General features: G+C 61.1%; 18 protein-coding genes. 3 read left to right on the top strand and 15 right to left on the bottom strand.

What is annotated here, in order from left to right; translation table 11 throughout:
- Window positions 1–8 precede the first annotated feature (8 nt).
- The 4 genes from NQ230_RS21490 to NQ230_RS21475 all read right to left on the bottom strand — a co-directional run bounded on the left by NQ230_RS21490 (window position 9) and on the right by NQ230_RS21475 (window position 4293).
- Window positions 9–695: a D-lyxose/D-mannose isomerase gene (locus NQ230_RS21490; RefSeq protein ID WP_257259069.1), complete on the bottom strand. Its 687-nt coding sequence runs from the start codon at window positions 693–695 to the stop codon at window positions 9–11.
- A gap of 111 nt (window positions 696–806) precedes the next feature.
- Window positions 807–1748, bottom strand: coding sequence for an ABC transporter substrate-binding protein (locus NQ230_RS21485; RefSeq protein WP_021242935.1), 942 nt, complete (start codon window positions 1746–1748; stop codon window positions 807–809).
- 32 nt (window positions 1749–1780) lie between these two features.
- Window positions 1781–2776 carry an ABC transporter permease subunit gene (locus tag NQ230_RS21480; RefSeq protein ID WP_023334198.1) on the bottom strand — a complete coding sequence of 332 codons (996 nt, stop codon included), beginning with the start codon at window positions 2774–2776 and terminating at the stop codon, window positions 1781–1783.
- Window positions 2773–4293, bottom strand: a complete 1521-nt coding sequence (locus NQ230_RS21475) for a sugar ABC transporter ATP-binding protein (RefSeq protein WP_257259067.1) — start codon at window positions 4291–4293, stop codon at window positions 2773–2775. The genes NQ230_RS21480 and NQ230_RS21475 overlap by 4 nt, the downstream gene beginning before the upstream one ends.
- A gap of 233 nt (window positions 4294–4526) precedes the next feature.
- Between NQ230_RS21475 and NQ230_RS21470 the strand changes: the two genes are divergently transcribed.
- From NQ230_RS21470 to yjdP, 3 genes are all read left to right on the top strand, one after another.
- A complete protein-coding gene (locus tag NQ230_RS21470) occupies window positions 4527–6803 on the top strand; it encodes a hybrid sensor histidine kinase/response regulator (protein ID WP_257259066.1) in 2277 nt (758 codons plus the stop codon).
- A 121-nt stretch (window positions 6804–6924) separates the two neighbouring features.
- Window positions 6925–7551, top strand: a complete 627-nt coding sequence (locus NQ230_RS21465) for a GNAT family N-acetyltransferase (RefSeq protein WP_257259065.1) — start codon at window positions 6925–6927, stop codon at window positions 7549–7551.
- Between the two features lie 75 nt (window positions 7552–7626).
- On the top strand, window positions 7627–7950 hold the full coding sequence (gene yjdP / locus NQ230_RS21460) for a DDRRRQL repeat protein YjdP (protein WP_121426258.1): 324 nt from the start codon (window positions 7627–7629) through the stop codon (window positions 7948–7950).
- A gap of 82 nt (window positions 7951–8032) precedes the next feature.
- On the opposite strand, the gene phnP is transcribed toward yjdP, so the two are convergent.
- The 11 genes from phnP to phnF all read right to left on the bottom strand — a co-directional run bounded on the left by phnP (window position 8033) and on the right by phnF (window position 16310).
- A complete protein-coding gene (gene phnP / locus NQ230_RS21455) occupies window positions 8033–8791 on the bottom strand; it encodes a phosphonate metabolism protein PhnP (protein WP_257259062.1) in 759 nt (252 codons plus the stop codon).
- A 9-nt stretch (window positions 8792–8800) separates the two neighbouring features.
- The gene (gene phnO / locus NQ230_RS21450) at window positions 8801–9235 is read right to left on the bottom strand and encodes an aminoalkylphosphonate N-acetyltransferase (protein ID WP_159515349.1); all 435 of its coding nucleotides are present in this window, start codon (window positions 9233–9235) and stop codon (window positions 8801–8803) included.
- The gene (gene phnN, locus NQ230_RS21445) at window positions 9228–9779 is read right to left on the bottom strand and encodes a ribose 1,5-bisphosphokinase (protein ID WP_121426261.1); all 552 of its coding nucleotides are present in this window, start codon (window positions 9777–9779) and stop codon (window positions 9228–9230) included. The genes phnO and phnN overlap by 8 nt, the downstream gene beginning before the upstream one ends.
- The gene (phnM, locus tag NQ230_RS21440; protein ID WP_121426262.1) at window positions 9776–10912 is read right to left on the bottom strand and encodes an alpha-D-ribose 1-methylphosphonate 5-triphosphate diphosphatase; all 1137 of its coding nucleotides are present in this window, start codon (window positions 10910–10912) and stop codon (window positions 9776–9778) included. The genes phnN and phnM overlap by 4 nt, the downstream gene beginning before the upstream one ends.
- Window positions 10909–11589 carry a phosphonate C-P lyase system protein PhnL gene (phnL, locus tag NQ230_RS21435; RefSeq protein ID WP_121426263.1) on the bottom strand — a complete coding sequence of 227 codons (681 nt, stop codon included), beginning with the start codon at window positions 11587–11589 and terminating at the stop codon, window positions 10909–10911. The genes phnM and phnL overlap by 4 nt, the downstream gene beginning before the upstream one ends.
- 307 nt (window positions 11590–11896) lie before the next feature.
- The gene (phnK, locus tag NQ230_RS21430; RefSeq protein ID WP_257259060.1) at window positions 11897–12652 is read right to left on the bottom strand and encodes a phosphonate C-P lyase system protein PhnK; all 756 of its coding nucleotides are present in this window, start codon (window positions 12650–12652) and stop codon (window positions 11897–11899) included.
- Window positions 12649–13494: an alpha-D-ribose 1-methylphosphonate 5-phosphate C-P-lyase PhnJ gene (phnJ, locus tag NQ230_RS21425; protein WP_023310087.1), complete on the bottom strand. Its 846-nt coding sequence runs from the start codon at window positions 13492–13494 to the stop codon at window positions 12649–12651. Before phnJ ends, phnK begins: the two co-directional genes overlap by 4 nt.
- Window positions 13487–14551, bottom strand: a complete 1065-nt coding sequence (locus NQ230_RS21420) for a carbon-phosphorus lyase complex subunit (RefSeq protein WP_257259057.1) — start codon at window positions 14549–14551, stop codon at window positions 13487–13489. The genes phnJ and NQ230_RS21420 overlap by 8 nt, the downstream gene beginning before the upstream one ends.
- Entirely contained in the window at window positions 14551–15135 is a 585-nt protein-coding gene (gene phnH, locus NQ230_RS21415) for a phosphonate C-P lyase system protein PhnH (RefSeq protein WP_032662532.1), read from the bottom strand. Before phnH ends, NQ230_RS21420 begins: the two co-directional genes overlap by 1 nt.
- A complete protein-coding gene (gene phnG / locus NQ230_RS21410; RefSeq protein WP_193941000.1) occupies window positions 15132–15584 on the bottom strand; it encodes a phosphonate C-P lyase system protein PhnG in 453 nt (150 codons plus the stop codon). Before phnG ends, phnH begins: the two co-directional genes overlap by 4 nt.
- Window positions 15585–16310: a phosphonate metabolism transcriptional regulator PhnF gene (phnF, locus tag NQ230_RS21405; protein WP_257259052.1), complete on the bottom strand. Its 726-nt coding sequence runs from the start codon at window positions 16308–16310 to the stop codon at window positions 15585–15587.
- Window positions 16311–16324: the final 14 nt, after the last annotated feature.

Here is a 16324-nt window from a genome sequence, read left to right as displayed (position 1 = left end):
TTCACCCCTTATATCCGAAACAGGTTGTACTCGTTGCACAGCACCAGCAGCGCCGGTTCGTCTTCTTCGATGTTGTTATAGCGGGCAACGGGCTGCAAAAAGTGGTTGTCGTGCTCGTCGTCGTTTACCGATGACACCTCCCCAACCAGCACGTCGCCGAAGCCGCGTTCGCCCCAGAAGCTGTGGTACAGACCGGGCGTCAGGCAGATGCTTTCCCCTGGCGCGAGGCGCAGCTGGCTGCCGGGCGCGTGGGTCTGACGGCAGCCGTCGACGGTGACCGTCACGTCGGTGTTTTCCGTCTCTTCATGTGCACCGGCATTCCACAATTCTACAATCAGGTTCCCGCCGCCCCGGTTGATGATGTCTTCTCGCTTGCGCCAGTGAAAATGCATCGGCGTCACCTGGCCGTCGCGCACGTGCATAATTTTTTCGGCATAGCACTTTTCATAAGGCACGCCGTTGGGCGAGCCGTTGCGCAGGGTAAACAGCGTCAGGCCCTCAGCGGCAAAGCTGTTGCCGCCGAACGCCGTCACGTCCCAGCCGAGCTTGAGGTCGAATACCTCCTGCCATGCGGCCTGGTCAAGCTGCTGCCATTTTGTGGGCGGAAAGCTGGCAAACGGCGGGAGATGCACGTCGTGCATGGAAAAGAACTGTCGCGTGTGGCCGAGAATTTCATTGATGTCGGAGCGTTTCATGGGGACTCCTGGAATTTTATGCAAAACCACCCCTCACCCTAACCCTCTCCCCAAAGGGGAGAGGGAACTTGAACACCCTCGCCCCTTTGGGGAGAGGGCCGGGTGAGGGGGTTACTTAACCGTCCAACCCTTATACGTGCCGACGTTCTTTTTATCGATCATCGTCACCGGGATCAGCACCGGCGCTTTCGGCGCAGGTTTACCCTGTAGAATGTCATAGCCGATCTCCACCGCTTTTGCCGCCATCACCTGCGGATCTTGCGCCGGGGTTGCGACAAACAGGGAGTTTTCGCGCTTCAGCGCTTCCTCACCGTCCGGAGAACCATCCACGCCGACGATAAAGAACTCATTGCGCTGCGCCTGCTTCGCGGCCAGATCGGCGCCGATCGCGGTCGGATCGTTAATCGCAAACACGCCGTCGATCTTCGGATTGGCCGCCAGCAGGGAGGTCATGACTTCCAGACCGCCTTCACGACTGCCCTTGGCGTTTTGGTTATCCGAGAGCACCTTGATATCCGGATGTTTTTTGAATTCCGTCTGACAACCTTCCACGCGGTTTTGCACCGCAGAGACCGGTGGTCCGTTGATGATCACCACGTTGCCTTTGCCTTTCAGGCGGTCGGTAATGTACTTACAGGCCATTTCGCCCGCCTGGGTGTTATCGGAGGTGATGGTGGCATCAGCCCCTTCCGCCGCCACGTCAACCGCAACAACCACGATCCCGGCGTCCTTCGCGCGCTTCACCGCCGGGCCGATCCCTTTGGAATCCGCAGCGTTGAGGATGATCATGTCTACCTTCGCGGCAATAAAGTTGTCGATCTGCGCCACCTGCTGGCCCAGATCGTACCCGCTGGAGACCAGCGTCACCTTGACGTTATCGCCAGCCAGCTTGCGCGCTTCCAGCTCGGCACCTTTGGTGATCTGCACGAAGAACGGGTTGGCCAGGTCGCCCACCGTCACGCCGATGGACTTCAGATCTTTTGCCTGCGCAAACGGTGTTGCGGCAAGCAGTGCGCCAGCACAGAGCGCGGTCACTAACGGTTTCAAACGCATAGGATTTTCCTCGAAGCTGTAGGGTTTTGTTGTTATGCACTTTGATGGTGTCGGGTACGGTATTTGTCGATCAGCACCGCTATGATGATCACCGCCCCTTTGATCACCAACTGCCAGAAGTAGGAGACGCCCATCAGCGTCATCCCGTTGTTGAGGGTGGCGATGATCAGCGCGCCGACTAGCGTGCCGGTGATCGTGCCGATCCCGCCGACGAAGCTGGTGCCGCCGAGGATCACCGCCGCAATCGCATCCAGCTCGTAACCCGTGCCGAGGTTGCCGTTGGCGCTGTAGAGGCGCGAGGCGCTCATCACGCCGCCAAGCCCGGAGAGCAGGCCGCTCATACCGTAGACAAACAGCAGCACCAGCCAGACCTTAATGCCCGTCAGTCGCGCCGCCTGCATGTTGCCGCCCACTGCATAGATGTGTACGCCGAGCGTGGTGCGGCGCAGGATGAACCAGCAGATAGCAATGACCGCCAGCGCGATCACCACCAGCCACGGAATCGGGCCGAGGTAGTTATTGCCGATCCACTCGAAGCTGATGTTGGAGTTAATGACCGTCGTGCCGTCCGCCAGCAGGTAGGCCGCGCCGCGCAGTGCCGTATAGGTGCCGAGCGTCACGATGAAGGGAGGAAGCCCGGCAAAGGCCACCAGCGCGCCGTTAAACAGGCCCAGCACCATGCCGAGCATCAGCGCGGCCGGAATGGAGAGCATCGCAAATTCAGGGATAAGCGAGACCACCATCGCCGCTACCGCCGTGGTGCCCAGAATCGAGCCGACGGAGAGGTCAATCCCGCCGGTTAAAATGATGAAGGTCATTCCCGCCGCCAGCACGATGTTGATCGACGCCTGGCGGGTAATGTTGAGCAGGTTGCTCTCGGTGAAAAAGTTAGGGGCGATAAAGCCAAATACCGCCACAATCAGGATAAGAATCGGCAAAATGCCGACCGTTTGCATCAGATCGCTCATCAGCATTTTTTTGGCGGAGGCGGATTTCGCCACCTGCTGCGGACTGGTTGAATGTGTCATGGTTGCACCGCCTGATGATGAGTGTCGTTCACGCCGGTTGCCAGCGTCATGATGTTTTCCTGAGAGATGTCGCGCCCGTGAAGTTCACCCGCGATGCTGCCTTCCCGCATCACATACACCCGGTCGCTCATGCCCACCACTTCCGGCAGCTCGCTGGAGATCATCAAAATCGCCACCCCTTTGCGCGCCATCTGGTTCATGATGCGGTAGATCTCGCTTTTCGCGCCGACGTCCACGCCGCGCGTGGGTTCGTCCAGAATCAGAATGCGCGGGCCGATGGCCACCCAGCGGGAGATCAGCAGCTTTTGCTGATTGCCGCCGGAGAGCCCGCCCGCGCGCACCTGCGAATGCGGTACGCGGATGTTGAGCAGGGCGATAGCGTCATCGGAAATGGCCTGCGCTTTTTTGCGGTTTAACATGCCGAAGGTGGCGTCGCGCTCCAGCGTCGCCATGGTGATGTTCTCCTGCGCCGCCAGCTCCAGAAACAGCCCCTGCTCCTTGCGGTTTTCGGTGAGAAAACCGATGCCGTTTTCGATGGCCGCGCGCGGGGAGTGGATCACCACCGGCTCGCCGTCGACCTCAATCATGCCGCCGGTGGCTTTACGCACGCCGAAGATGAGCTGCGCTAGCTCGGAGCGTCCGGCCCCGACTAGGCCCGCCAGCCCGACGATTTCGCCGGAACGTACCTGCAGACTGCACGGCTGCACTTTTTTACCGTCGGTGAGGTGGTGGACGTTGAGGCGCGGGCTGCCGAGGGGAATATCACGCTCTTTGTTGAACAGGTCGCTTAACGGGCGGCCCACCATCATGCGCACCAGCTCGGAGGCGTTCAGCTTGTCGCGCGTCAGGCTGCCGACGTACTGCCCGTCGCGCAGCACGCTGACGCGGTCAGAGAGTTCATACACTTCCGCCATGCGGTGGCTGATATAGATAATCGCCATCCCTTCATCGCGCAGGCGCAAAATCAGTTCAAACAGGCGGTGTGTTTCCCGCGAGGAGAGGGCGGCGGTGGGTTCATCCATCACCAGAATGCGGCTGTTGCGGTGCAGCGCGCGGGCGATCTCTACCTGCTGCTGCTCGGCGATGGTCAGCTTCATCACCAGGTCGGTGGCATTGAACTGCGCGCCGAGGCGGTCAATCACCGCCTGCGCCTGAGCGGCCATCTCTTTGCGCTGGACCATCCCGCCGCGCGACAGCTCGCTGCCGAGAAAGATATTTTCGGCAACGGTCAGATTGGGCGCGAGCTGCATCTCCTGATAAATCAGGGTAATGCCTGCGGTCAGCGCATCCTTCGGCCCTTTAATGTGAAACGGCTGACCGTCGATCAGGATCTCGCCGCTGGTGGCGGTATAGGCTCCCGCGAGGATTTTCATCAGCGTGCTTTTTCCCGCGCCGTTTTCTCCCATCAGCGCGTGGATCTCTCCGGGAAAGACCGTCAAATCCACACCCTTGAGCGCGTGGAAACTGCCAAACGTCTTGGCAATGCTGCGCATCTCTAATACCGGGGTTCTGCTCATGGCGGATCTCCTGCGAATGCCGATATCTGCACTTCATCACAGGTGCGTAAATGCAAAATGTCAGAAGCTGTTCATATTTGTCATAGTTATGAATAGCTAATGTAGATCACAGTTATTGAACTACCCTCACCCCGGCCCTCTCCCTGAAAGGGAGAGGGAGCAAATCATTCCCTCGCCCCTTTGGGGAGAGGGTTAGGGTGAGGGGACACCAAACCGCAGAGGAGCCCAACCCCATGCCATCACGCCCCCCGTTTTTCGCCAGCGCCCGAGGCCGCCTGCTGATTTTCAATCTGCTGGTGGTCGCCGTTACGCTGATGGTGAGCGGCGTGGCGGTGCTCGGCTTTCGTCACGCCAGTCAAATCCAGGAGCAGGTTCAGCAGCAAACGCTGGATGACATGACCGGCAGCATGAACCTGGCCCGTGATACCGCCAACGTGGCGACGGCGGCGGTGCGGCTTTCGCAGGTGGTGGGGGCGCTGGAGTACAAAGGCGAAGCCGAGCGCCTGAAGCAGACGCAAATGGCGCTGCGCCGCTCGCTGGAGCAGCTTGCGGATGCGCCGCTGGCGCAGCAGGAGCCGGCGCTGGTGGCGCGTATTATTCAACGAAGCAATGAGCTCCAGCAGAGCGTGACGGAGATGCTTGAGCGCGGACAGCGACGCCATCTGGAGCGTAACGCGCTGCTCAGTTCGCTGTATCAAAGCCAGAGCTACCTGCGTCATCTGCAGGACATCAACCGCCGCTATGGCAGCAACGTACCGGATGCGCAGCAGCTGATGGAGATGGACCGGCTGATCGCCGCTGCCATCGACACCCCTTCGCCGCGCGCGACCGTTCATCAACTGGACGCCGTGGCCGCAGCGCTGCCTCAAAATGCCCTACAGCCGGTTGTGAAGGGGGTTCTGCCTGATTTTAATGCCGAGTTAGGCAAGCTCGCCCCGCTGTCGAAGCAGCTGGAAGAGAGCGATCTGGCGATAAGCTGGTATATGTTCCACATCAAGGCGCTGGTGGCGATCCTCAACGGTGACATTAATCAGTACGTCGAGCAGGTGGCGCAGGCCTCCCGGCTTCGCACGGCCCAGAGCCATCACGAGCTGCAGTCCATCAGCGTGTTTATCAGCATCTTCGCCGTCCTGGCGCTGATCATTACCGGGTGCGCCTGCTGGTATATCTACCGCAATCTGGCCTCTAACCTGACGGCCATTTCCCGGGCGATGTCGCGGCTTGCTCACGGCGAACAGGATGTTTCCGTTCCCGCCCTCCAGCGGCGCGATGAGCTGGGCGAGCTGGCGCGCGCGTTTAACGTTTTTGCCCGCAATACCGCCTCGCTTGAGCACACCACGCGCCTGCTGAAAGAGAAAACCACGCAGATGGAGATTGACCGCGTCGAGCGTCAGGGGCTGGAAGAGGCGCTGCTGCACAGCCAGAAGATGAAGGCGGTCGGACAGCTGACCGGCGGGCTGGCGCATGATTTTAACAACCTGCTGGCGGTGATCATCGGCAGCCTTGAGCTCACCGACCCCGAATCACAAGACGCGCCGCGCATTACCCGGGCGCTGAAGGCGGCCGAGCGTGGTGCCTTACTGACGCAGCGCCTGCTGGCGTTTTCCCGCAAGCAATCCCTGACGCCGCATGCGGTAGAGATGCTGCCCCTGCTGGAGAACCTCCGGGAACTGATGCGCCACTCCCTGCCTGCCACCCTGACCCTGGAGATTGAAGCGCAATCCCCGGCCTGGCCCGCGTGGATAGACGTCAGCCAGCTGGAAAACGCCATCATCAACCTGGTGATGAACGCGCGCGATGCGATGGAAGGGCAAAGCGGGGTGATTAAAATTCGGACCTGGAACCAGCGCGTCACCCGCAGCGACGGGCGCAGGCAGGATATGGTGGCGCTGGAGGTCATTGACCGCGGCAGCGGCATGTCGCAGGAGGTGAAATCCCGGGTCTTTGAACCGTTCTTCACCACCAAGCAGACCGGAAGCGGGAGCGGGTTAGGCCTGTCGATGGTCTATGGGTTTGTGCGCCAGTCCGGCGGGCGCGTGGAGATCGAAAGCGCGCCGGGGCAGGGAACGACCGTCCGGCTTCATCTCCCGCGCTCTGTGCTGCCCGCCGCTGCAGATGATGAAGCGCTGTCAGCCACCGACTCCGTCGATAGCGAGCGGCTGGTCCTGGTGCTGGAAGATGAGGCGGATGTCCGTCAGACCCTTTGCGAGCAGCTGCACCAGCTTGGTTACCTGACGCTGGAAGCGGACAACGGCGAGCAGGCGCTGAACATGCTGGCGGCGTCGCCGGATATTGGCATGTTTATCAGCGACCTGATGCTGCCCGGCAGCCTCAGCGGGGCCGAGGTGATTAACCATGTGCGTAATCATTATCCGCAGCTTCCGGTGCTGCTGATTAGCGGCCAGGATTTACGACCCGCGCATAACCCACAGCTGCCGGACGTCCAGCTACTGCGTAAGCCGTTTACGCGGGTGCAGCTGGCGCAGGCGCTGCGGAAAGTCTGTTTATAAGCAGTGATATTTAGGAATTCATCAAGCGCCTGAGTAAACCGGGGGATGCTAACCTGCGCAAAATTTGGCAGATTGGGATATAAAGGGAACTATGCCGGTACTTACAAGAGGGGACTCACAAATGATTGTGATGCCTACAACTTACAGCCCAAAGACCGTAGCAAGGTCTTTCAAGCTCGTTGATGAATTCGAACTCTCCGGGCGAGTGTTACATGTCATTTTTGATAGGCAGACGCCAAGGGCTGCGATTATTGAAGCGGATGTCGAAACCTTCGATGGTGTACCTCGGCATCGGGTTGTTGCTGCCCTGGATTTACAGCGTAAAACGCATTTGGGTGAAGATATCATTGCTGTCGAGCGCTGTTGGGAAGATACCAATGTTATTCAGGTAGAAGGTATATGCGTTGATCCCGCCGAGCGCGACAAGGGATTGGCAACTCGTCTGTATGAAGCCCTGGTATTACATTGCGGCGTGACGCTTGTCAGCGACTTTGAACAATATGAGGGTGGGAAGATGCTCTGGCAGAAAATTGCCCGGGAGTCTGACCAAATCGCTGTATTTGTTCTCGATACCGAGCAGGGAGCATTTTGGCCGTATGATGGTAGCAAGGTTATCTATGACGGAGGGTGTATCCCCGAAGATCGTATCTGGAGCCATTCACCGGATCAAAAATGTTATGGCATTGTACTGGTTGCAGAAAATAAACAGCGTGCGAATCAGCTGATGGAAGATCCTGGGCACAACTGAATTTGAGATTCCTCCGCTACCCCCGTTCCCTGTCGTTCATTATCGTAAAGCCAGTTCACCTGCGAGTCTGGCCTTATGAAACGTTACTCAACTGCTCTGTTATTCGGTCTGCTGTCACTCACCAGCCAGCTGGCTCATGCCGATATTGTCGATGATGCTATTGGCAACATTCAGCAGGCGATCAACGATGCCTATAATCCCAGCAGCAGCCGTAGCAGCAGCGACGACGATCGTTATGACCGCAGCCGTCAAATCGACAGCCGCCAGTACGACGATCGCCGTCGGCAGCTTGAAGACAGACGTCGCCGTCTCGACGAGCGTCAGCGCCAGTTGGATGACGATCGCCGTCGGTTAGAAGAAGATGAGCGCAGGTTAGAGGACGATTTCGATCGAGGTTAAAGCCTGGTGGCGCTTCGCTTACGCAGGCCTACCAAATCCTGGACCGTAGGCCGGGTAAGGCGCAGCCGCCACCCGGCAAAACTCAGTCGAGTACCAGCACCATCCCGTCATAGCCCGCTTCTACGCCCTGCGGCAGCGGATGATCCATCATCCAAACGTCAAACTGATGGCTGATGTGCGTCAGGATCACCTGCGGGCAGCCAATCACCTCGTTTAACGCAATCACGGTATTTAAGTCGCAATGGTTTCGCGGCGTCTCGTCTCGCGGTTCATGGCTGCAGTCGATAATCATCGCCTGCGGCTGATTGTTGAGCAGGAACTTCACCGTTTTTTCCGGCAGCCCGGCGGTGTCGGAAAGCCAGGCCACGCGGCTTTGGGCCGACTCCAGCAAATACCCGAAGGTCAGTTTTGAATGGTTGAGCGGCAGCGGCGTGACCCGCATCCCCTGAAGTTCAAACATCACAAACGGTTCGACCGTGTGGCTAAAATCCAGAATCCCCGGGTGCTTAAACAGGTCGTCGCAGCCCGCTTCGTCCGGCGGACCGTAAACCGGAATCGTCGCGCCAACGCCCCAGCGCAGGGGGAAGAGACCCTGAACGTGATCCATATGGTAATGGGTCAGCAAAAACTGCTGAAAGCTGCCTGCGGGCCAGTCGTCCATCAGGTGCGGAATGCCCGCGTCCAGCAGCGTCACCGCATCGTTGAATTTGACCACCGCGCTGCAGGGGCGACGGCGATAGTTGTCCTGCAGGCGCGCCCGGCGGCAGGCCGCGCAGTCGCAGCCAAAGACCGGCACCAGCTGGGCGCCACCCGTTCCCGTCAACGTGATGGTCAGACTCATAACGCACCTCTATAGCGGTTTGGTGAATCGGAAATGGCTCTGCGTGTATCCTTCACGAACGTAAAAACGGTGCGCGTCAGTGCGCTTCACGCTGGTGGAAAGCTCGGTCAGCTCCGCGCCGGCCTGTCGTGCCACCTCTTCCGCCCAGGCCAGCAGCTGACTTCCCACCTTTAACCCACGCGCCTGCGGCATCACGACCAGCTCCTGGATCTCGCCGATCCAGCGCGCGTGATGGAGGTGAAACTGCATGTGCAGACCGATCATGCCGATGACCTGTCCCTCTCTCTCCGCAAGCTGGTAGCGCATGTTGTGATCCTGCAGATTGGCAAGAAACCCGGCGTGGAACGCCTGATGGTCGAACTCTGCCTGCTTCAGTTCGCAGATCAGGGCATAGACAATCTGCGCATCGTCGGCAGTAGCGGGGCGAAGCTGGCAGTCAGGCATGCTGTTTCTCCTTCTGGCGGATAAGCGATAAAAAGGTATCGACTGACTGTAGCAAACTTCCGTCGTTATTGAGGATGTGGCAGTCGGACGGGGCATAGCGGGCCGCACGCTCAAGCCGCTGATCGATCTCACGGGCTGATTCACGCCCCCGACTCTGCAACCTGCTGCGCAGGACGTCCGGCGAAACCTGCAGGCAGACCGGCAGCAGGGCCGCCTCATAGCGGGCGCGCGCTTGTGGCAGATGCGCACGCGAGCCGTTAACCAGCACGTCAAAACCCGCGTGCAGCCAGAGGTCGATCTCAATGCCGACACCGTAATAAAAGCCGTTGGCGTGCCAGCTCAGCGCCAGCAGGTTTTGCCCGGCGCGGGTAAAAAACTCCTGCTCGCTCAGGGCAATATGGTTTTCACTCCCGGCATTGGCCGCGCGAGTAATATAGCGGTGCGCAACCAGCAGCTGCGGATGTTCCCGCTGCCGCAAGGCGGACAGCAGGCTGTCTTTACCGGAGCCGGAGGGCCCCATTAACCAGATGAGCCTTCCCATCAGAACACCCTTTTTCCCTGACGCCAGACGTGGTCGATATGAACGTGTTCGCCCTTGCGGTGGGCCAGCACCAGGTCCGCGCGTTTACCCTCGGCGATTTCCCCGCGATCCTGAAGATTAAGCGCGGTGGCCGGGTTTTTCGTCACCAGACGAATCGCCTGCGGCAGCGTAAAGCTGTTGCCTTCGTCGTCCGCCACCCGGAACGCCGCATCCAGCAGGCTGGCGGGATAGTAGTCGGACGAGAGAATATCCAGCAGGCCGAGGGAGGCGAGCCTGCTTGCCGCCACGTTGCCGGAGTGCGATCCGCCGCGCACGATGTTCGGTGCGCCCATCAGCACGTTCATGCCGTGCCTGCGGGAGGCTTCAGCCGCTTCAAACGTGGTGGGAAATTCGGCGATCACGCTGCCAAGCTGGTGGGATTCGCGCACGTGATCGTGCGTGGCATCGTCATGGCTGGCCAGCGCGATGTTGCGGTCACGACACATCGCGGCAATCCTGAGGCGGTTAGGCTGCGACCACTTGGCCGCAAGCGCCAGCTGCTCTTCCTCGTAGCGCGCCATCTCTGCGTCGTTGAGGGAGTATTTGCCCTGATAGTATTCGCGATACTTTTCAATGTTGGCGAACTGGCGCTGCCCCGGCGAGTGGTCCATCAGGGAGACCAGCGAGACCGGCTCGCGCCCGACCAGCTTTTCAAACAGCGGCAGGGTAGTGTGGTGCGGCAGCTCGCAGCGCAGGTGCAGGCGGTGCTCGGCGCGGTTGAGGCCGCGTTTTTGCGTCTCCTCCACGGCGTTGATCATCTTCTCCAGATTCTCCAGGCGGTCGCCGCCGTCGCGCACGTCGCCAATCGCCACCGCGTCCAGCACGGTGGTGATGCCGCTGGCGACCATCAGCGCGTCGTGGCTGCTCATGGCCGAATGGGCGGGCCAGTCAACCTTCGGACGCGGGGTGAAGAATTTGTCCAGATTATCGGTATGCAGCTCAATCAGCCCCGGCAGCAGCCAGCCGCCTTCGCCGTCCATCGCTTCAGGGGCACGGCTCTGGGTTTCGGCAAAGGCGCGAATAACGCCTTCATGGACTTCAACCGAGCCATCAACGACTTCATTTTCCAGCACCAGCCTGACGTTATTGATAATCATGCGTTTGTCCCCATCGGGTGCAATCTGTCCGCCACGCGGTTGCGTACGGCGTCGTCGTGGAAGATCCCGACGATCGCCGCGCCGCGCGCTTTGGCCTGTTCGAGCAGCTCCACCACGGCCGCGCTGTTTTTACCGTCGAGCGAGGCGGTGGGTTCATCCAGAAGTAAAATCGGGTAGTCGACGATAAAGCCGCGGGCGATATTGACGCGCTGCTGCTCGCCGCCGGAAAAGGTCGACGGGGCAAGGTGCCACAGGCGCTCGGGCACGTTGAGGCGCGTCAGCAGGCTGGCGGCTTTGGCGGCGCAGGTTTCGCGCGGTACGCCGAGATCCAGCAGGGGCTGCATCACCACGTCCAGGGCGGAGATCCGCGGGATCACCCGCAGAAACTGGCTGACCCAGCCGATCGTCGTGCGGCGCACTTCCAGCACCTTACGCGCGGGGGCCTGCACCAGATCGACCCACTCATCGTTGTGGCGAATGCGGATATGGCCTTCGTCCGGGAGGTAGTTAGCGTACAGGGAGCGCAGCAGGGTGGATTTTCCGCTGCCGGAATGGCCGTGCAGCACCACGCATTCGCCGCTGCTGACCTCTAACGAGGCATTTTGCAGCACCGGCAGGCGCACGCCGTTTTGCTGGTGGAGCACAAAGGTCTTACTTACGTTTTGTACGTGGATCATGTTGGCCTCGCGATTCGTTTTGCCGGGTGGCGGCTTCGCCTTACCCGGCCTACGGGTGCGGTGTTCATTTTGCCGGGTGGCGGCTTCGCCTTACCCGGCCTACGGGTGCGGTGTTCATTTTGCCGGGTGGCGGCTTCGCCTTACCCGGCCTACAAGGTGCGGTGTTCATTTTGCCGGGTGGCGGCTTCGCCTTACCCGGCCTACGGGTGCGGTGTTCATTTTGCCAGGTGGCGGCTTCGCCTTACCCGGCCTACAGGTGCGGCGTTCGTAGGCCGGGTAAGCGCAGCGCCACCCGGCAACAGCAACCTCAGTTCTGCAATACGGACGACACCAGCAGCTGGGTGTACGGATGGTGTGGATCGTCGAGCACCCGGTCGGTGAGCCCACTTTCCACCACCTGACCCTGCTTCATCACCAGCAGACGGTCCGCCAGCAGGCGCGCAACGCCCAGATCGTGGGTGACAATCACCACCGCAAGGTTCAGCTCCACCACCAGACCGCGCAGCAGGTCGAGCAGGCGCGCCTGCACGGAGACGTCCAGCCCGCCGGTGGGTTCATCCATAAACACCAGCTTCGGATGGGTCACCAGGTTACGGGCAATCTGCAGGCGCTGCTGCATCCCACCGGAAAAGGTTGTCGGCAGGTCGTCGATGCGCGAGGCGGGGATCTCCACCTCCTCCAGCCAGTGCTGGGCGGTGGCGCGGATGTTGCCGTAGTGGCGCGCGCCGGTGGCCATCAGGCGTTCGCCGATGTTGCCCCCGGCGGAGACCTGACGGCGCAGGCCGTCCATCGGGTGCTGATGCACCACGCCCCACTCGGTGCGCAGCAGGCGGCGGCGCTCGGCTTCGCTCATTCCGTACAGAGATTTGCCTTCATACAAAATGTCGCCGTTTTGCGGCGTCAGGCGCGCGGAGATGGACTTCAGCAGGGTGGTTTTACCGGAGCCGGACTCGCCGACGATCCCCAGCACTTCGCCCGGCCACAGCTCGAACGACACGTCGCTAAAGCCTTTGCCCGGCGCATAAAGGTGAGTCAGGTGATTAACCGAAAGCAGCGGTTTCATTGGCCGTTCGCCTCGCTCTGTTGGCGGCAGTAATCGGTGTCGGAGCAGACAAACATCCGTTTGCCCGTGTCGTCCAGCACCACTTCGTCCAGATAGCTGTGTTTGGATCCGCAGATGGCGCACGGCTCGTCCCACTCCTGCACCGTAAACGGGTGATCGTCGAAATCCAGGCTTTCGACGCGCGTGTAGGGCGGGACGGCGTAGATGCGTTTCTCGCGCCCGGCACCGAACAGCTGCAGGGCGGGCATCATGTCCATCTTCGGGTTATCGAATTTCGGGATCGGCGACGGGTCCATGACGTAGCGCCCGTTTACCTTCACCGGATAGGCGTAGGTGGTGGCGATATGGCCGAAGCGGGCGATATCCTCATACAGCTTCACCTGCATTACCCCATACTCCTCCAGCGCGTGCATGGTGCGGGTTTCGGTTTCGCGCGGCTCGATAAAGCGCAGCGGCTCCGGAATTGGCACCTGGAAAATCAAAATCTGATCTTCCGTCAGCGGGGTTTCGGGGATGCGGTGACGGGTCTGAATCAGCGTCGCGTCTTCGGTTTTTTCGGTGGTGTTTACGCCGGTTACGCGCTGGAAGAAGCTGCGGATCGACACGGCGTTGGTGGTGTCGTCGGCACCCTGGTCGATGACCTTCAGCACGTCCGCCTCGCCGATCACGCTGGCGGTGATCTGAATACCGCCCGTGCCCCAGCCGTAGGGCATCGGCATTTCGCGACCGCCGAACGGCACCTGATAGCCCGGAATAGCCACCGCTTTAAGTATCGCGCGGCGGATCATGCGTTTGGTTTGCTCATCCAGATAGGCAAAGTTGTAGCCGCTTAAGTTAGCCATTGGCGCGCTCCCGTTGCAGGCGTTTCAGCAGTTCCAGTTCGGCCTGGAAATCGACGTAGTGCGGCAGCTTGAGGTGCGAGACAAAGCCGGCGGCCTCAACGTTATCCGCGTGGGCCAGCACGAACTCTTCGTCCTGCGCCGGGCCTGCAACGTGCTCGCCGTAGTCCGGCGCCTGCAGGGCGCGGTCGACCAGCGCCATTGCCATGGCCTTGCGCTCGCCGAGGCCGAACACCAGCCCGTAGCCGCGGGTAAAGTGCGGGTCTTCGTCTTCCGGGGCGACGAAACCGTTGACCATTTCACACTCGGTCATCAGCAGTTCGCCGACGTTCACCGCAAAACCCAGCTCTTCCGGCACGATTTCGACGTCGATGTAGCCGCTGCGAATTTCGGCCGCAAACGGGTGGTTGCGCCCGTAGCCGCGCTGGGTGGAGTAGGCCAGCGCCAGCAGATAGCCTTCGTCGCCGCGCATCAGCTGCTGCAGGCGGGACGAGCGCGAGCATGGGTAAACCGGCGGCATGCGGGTGATGTCATCCGGCTGCGCGTCTGAATCTTCTTCCGCCTTCGCCAGTCCCTGTTTTGCCAGCAGGCTGAAGACGTGCGGAGACGGTTCCTGTTCGGCATCGGAGGTGCTCAGCTGCGGCGCTTCGCCGTTCGCCAGCAGGGTAAAATCCAGCAGGCGATGGGTGTAGTCGTAGGTCGGGCCAAGCAGCTGGCCGCCGGGGATGTCTTTATAAACGGCAGAAATGCGGCGCTCCAGGCGCATCTCCGCCGTGTTCACCGGCTCGCTCACCGCCAGTCTGGCAAGCGTGGTGCGGTAGGCGCGCAGCAGGAAGATGGCTTCCACGTTGTCGCCGCTGGCCTGCTTCAGGGCCAGCGCCGCCAGCTCGCGGTCGGCGATGCCGCCCTCGGTCATCACGCGGTCGACGGCAAGGTTTAGCTGCTGTTCAATCTGGGCGACGTTCAGCTCGGGAAGCCGTTCATCGCCCCGTCGTCTGTGCGCCTGTAGCGCATGGGCGGCGGCGATGGCCTTCTCGCCCCCTTTGACGGCAACGTACATCAGCACACCTCCACGTGAGTGGTCCGCGGGATTGCCAGCAGGCGCTCGCCGCAGGTCAGGATCAGGTCAATGCCCAGCGGGAACGGGTGCGGGCGTTCGGTCAGCTCGTGAATGATGCACTCCGGCAGCTGCGGCGCGACCATGCGCTCGTCGGCGATGCCTGCCCCGGTGAGGCGCAGCATGCGGCCGCCGCTCAGGCTGGAGACCTGCAGGATCAGCGTGGCGCTGGTCTCCGGGGCGACGGCGCTGCCTTCGCTCAGGGCGTTGAGCTGTTCATGGCTAATTTGTTCGTCGGCCACGGCAAAAACCGCCTGCTGGGGCTGATCGACCAGCGGGGCGCTGGTGTGAAAACGCAGGTTCTGGCTGGCGATATCGTTCGACAGCGCGCCCGAAAGCCACACCGGAGTGTCGTTATCGGCAAGCGTCAGCAGCACGCTGGTGGTCGCCAGGTTCAGCGGCAGCCAGCCCTGGGAGAGCTGGTGCAGCGAGACGATCACGCCCGGCTCGCTCATCGCCTTCAGCAGGCGACGAAAACTGTGTTGGGCATCCTGGACGGCCAGGGTAAAAGCAGGTTGAAGCGTCATGCGTTGTCTCCGCGAACGAGCGTAAAGAAGTCGACCCGGCTGGTGTTCACTTCGGCCTGACGTGCGGCAATGCGCGCGGCGCGGTCGGCTTCCAGCGGGGCAATAAGGGTTTCCATTAGCGTCTGGAAATAGGGTTGTTCCTGTAAAAGCGCGTCGATCACCGCGCAGCGCTCGGCGTGCGCTTTGTCGCGCCCCAGCACGTAGCTGTAGCCCAGCGTGCCGCTGTTCAGACGGATCGCGGCGCGGGTGAGGGTGGCGTCTCCGGCGAAGAAGCGCTCGCCGGTGCCGCCCATGCGCGCCTGGATCTGAACGAGGCCGATCTCCGGGGCGCGGAGGGTGTCGTAATCGGGTGCCAGACTCAGGGCGCTCATGCGGGCTGAGAGCGCGGCAGGCTGGCTGTGGGCCAGCACGCGCATCCAGCGCTGTCGGGTGGAGGTGTCGAAGTGCATTCAGTGCTCCATGGTGAATTCGATCATGTCGGCGCGGGTCAGGCTGACGGAGTATTCCGTCGCGTTGATCTCGCCGTCACGGTGGTTGAGGGTGCGCACGCAGAGCAGCGGGGCCATATTGGGAATTTCGAGCACCTTGCTCTCTTTCGCCTGCGCGCGACGGGCGCTGATGCGCGTCTGGGTGCGCTTGAGCGCAACGCCTGTTGCATCCTGAAGAAAGTCATGCAGCGAGCCGCTGGAGAAATGCTGGAGCACGGGCCAGAGGGCGAGGTCCGCGAAGTAGTGGTCTATCTGGCACACCGCCACGCCGTTAACCCGGCGCAGGGTGCGCAGGTGAATGACGTTATCGCCCTCCTGAATGCCCAGCGCGTCCGCCACGTGGCTGGATGCCGGGCGCAATACCGAGAGCAGCTTTTCGCTGGTCGGGTGGCTGCCCTGATCCAGCAGGTTCTGGCTGAAGCGCGCCTGGGCGTTTAGCGGGTAGTCGAACGGGCGCATCAGCACCAGCACGCCCACGCCCTGACGGCGCTGGACCCAGCCGCGCTCGACCAGCTGGTCAATGGCGCGGCGCAGGGTGTGGCGGTTCACCTCATAGCGGTCGGCAAGCTGTTGCTCGGCGGGCAGGTAGTCCCCGCAGCGGTAGTGCATGCGCAGCTCCACTTCGAGTTTTGCCGCAATCTCCTGCCAGCGGGTAGGGTAACTGGTCGGATGTCTGGATAAGTGCATAGAAAACAAAGCCT

The organism is Enterobacter asburiae, from assembly GCF_024599655.1.
In the GTDB taxonomy this organism is placed as follows: Bacteria; Pseudomonadota; Gammaproteobacteria; order Enterobacterales; family Enterobacteriaceae; genus Enterobacter; species Enterobacter asburiae_D.
This window is presented reverse-complemented; position numbering and strand designations above follow the sequence as displayed.

Bases quoted from the DNA above. Each gene is read 5' to 3' on its own strand.
- NQ230_RS21490 (WP_257259069.1), bottom strand. From the start codon at position 695: ATGAAACGCTCCGACATCAATGAAATTCTCGGCCACACGCGACAGTTC.
- NQ230_RS21485 (WP_021242935.1), bottom strand. From the start codon at position 1,748: ATGCGTTTGAAACCGTTAGTGACCGCGCTCTGTGCTGGCGCACTGCTT.
- NQ230_RS21480 (WP_023334198.1), bottom strand. From the start codon at position 2,776: ATGACACATTCAACCAGTCCGCAGCAGGTGGCGAAATCCGCCTCCGCC.
- NQ230_RS21475 (WP_257259067.1), bottom strand. From the start codon at position 4,293: ATGAGCAGAACCCCGGTATTAGAGATGCGCAGCATTGCCAAGACGTTT.
- NQ230_RS21470 (WP_257259066.1), top strand. From the start codon at position 4,527: ATGCCATCACGCCCCCCGTTTTTCGCCAGCGCCCGAGGCCGCCTGCTG.
- NQ230_RS21465 (WP_257259065.1), top strand. From the start codon at position 6,925: ATGATTGTGATGCCTACAACTTACAGCCCAAAGACCGTAGCAAGGTCT.
- yjdP (WP_121426258.1), top strand. From the start codon at position 7,627: ATGAAACGTTACTCAACTGCTCTGTTATTCGGTCTGCTGTCACTCACC.
- phnP (WP_257259062.1), bottom strand. From the start codon at position 8,791: ATGAGTCTGACCATCACGTTGACGGGAACGGGTGGCGCCCAGCTGGTG.
- phnO (WP_159515349.1), bottom strand. From the start codon at position 9,235: ATGCCTGACTGCCAGCTTCGCCCCGCTACTGCCGACGATGCGCAGATT.
- phnM (WP_121426262.1), bottom strand. From the start codon at position 10,912: ATGATTATCAATAACGTCAGGCTGGTGCTGGAAAATGAAGTCGTTGAT.
- phnL (WP_121426263.1), bottom strand. From the start codon at position 11,589: ATGATCCACGTACAAAACGTAAGTAAGACCTTTGTGCTCCACCAGCAA.
- phnK (WP_257259060.1), bottom strand. From the start codon at position 12,652: ATGAAACCGCTGCTTTCGGTTAATCACCTGACTCACCTTTATGCGCCG.
- phnJ (WP_023310087.1), bottom strand. From the start codon at position 13,494: ATGGCTAACTTAAGCGGCTACAACTTTGCCTATCTGGATGAGCAAACC.
- NQ230_RS21420 (WP_257259057.1), bottom strand. From the start codon at position 14,551: ATGTACGTTGCCGTCAAAGGGGGCGAGAAGGCCATCGCCGCCGCCCAT.
- phnH (WP_032662532.1), bottom strand. From the start codon at position 15,135: ATGACGCTTCAACCTGCTTTTACCCTGGCCGTCCAGGATGCCCAACAC.
- phnG (WP_193941000.1), bottom strand. From the start codon at position 15,584: ATGCACTTCGACACCTCCACCCGACAGCGCTGGATGCGCGTGCTGGCC.
- phnF (WP_257259052.1), bottom strand. From the start codon at position 16,310: ATGCACTTATCCAGACATCCGACCAGTTACCCTACCCGCTGGCAGGAG.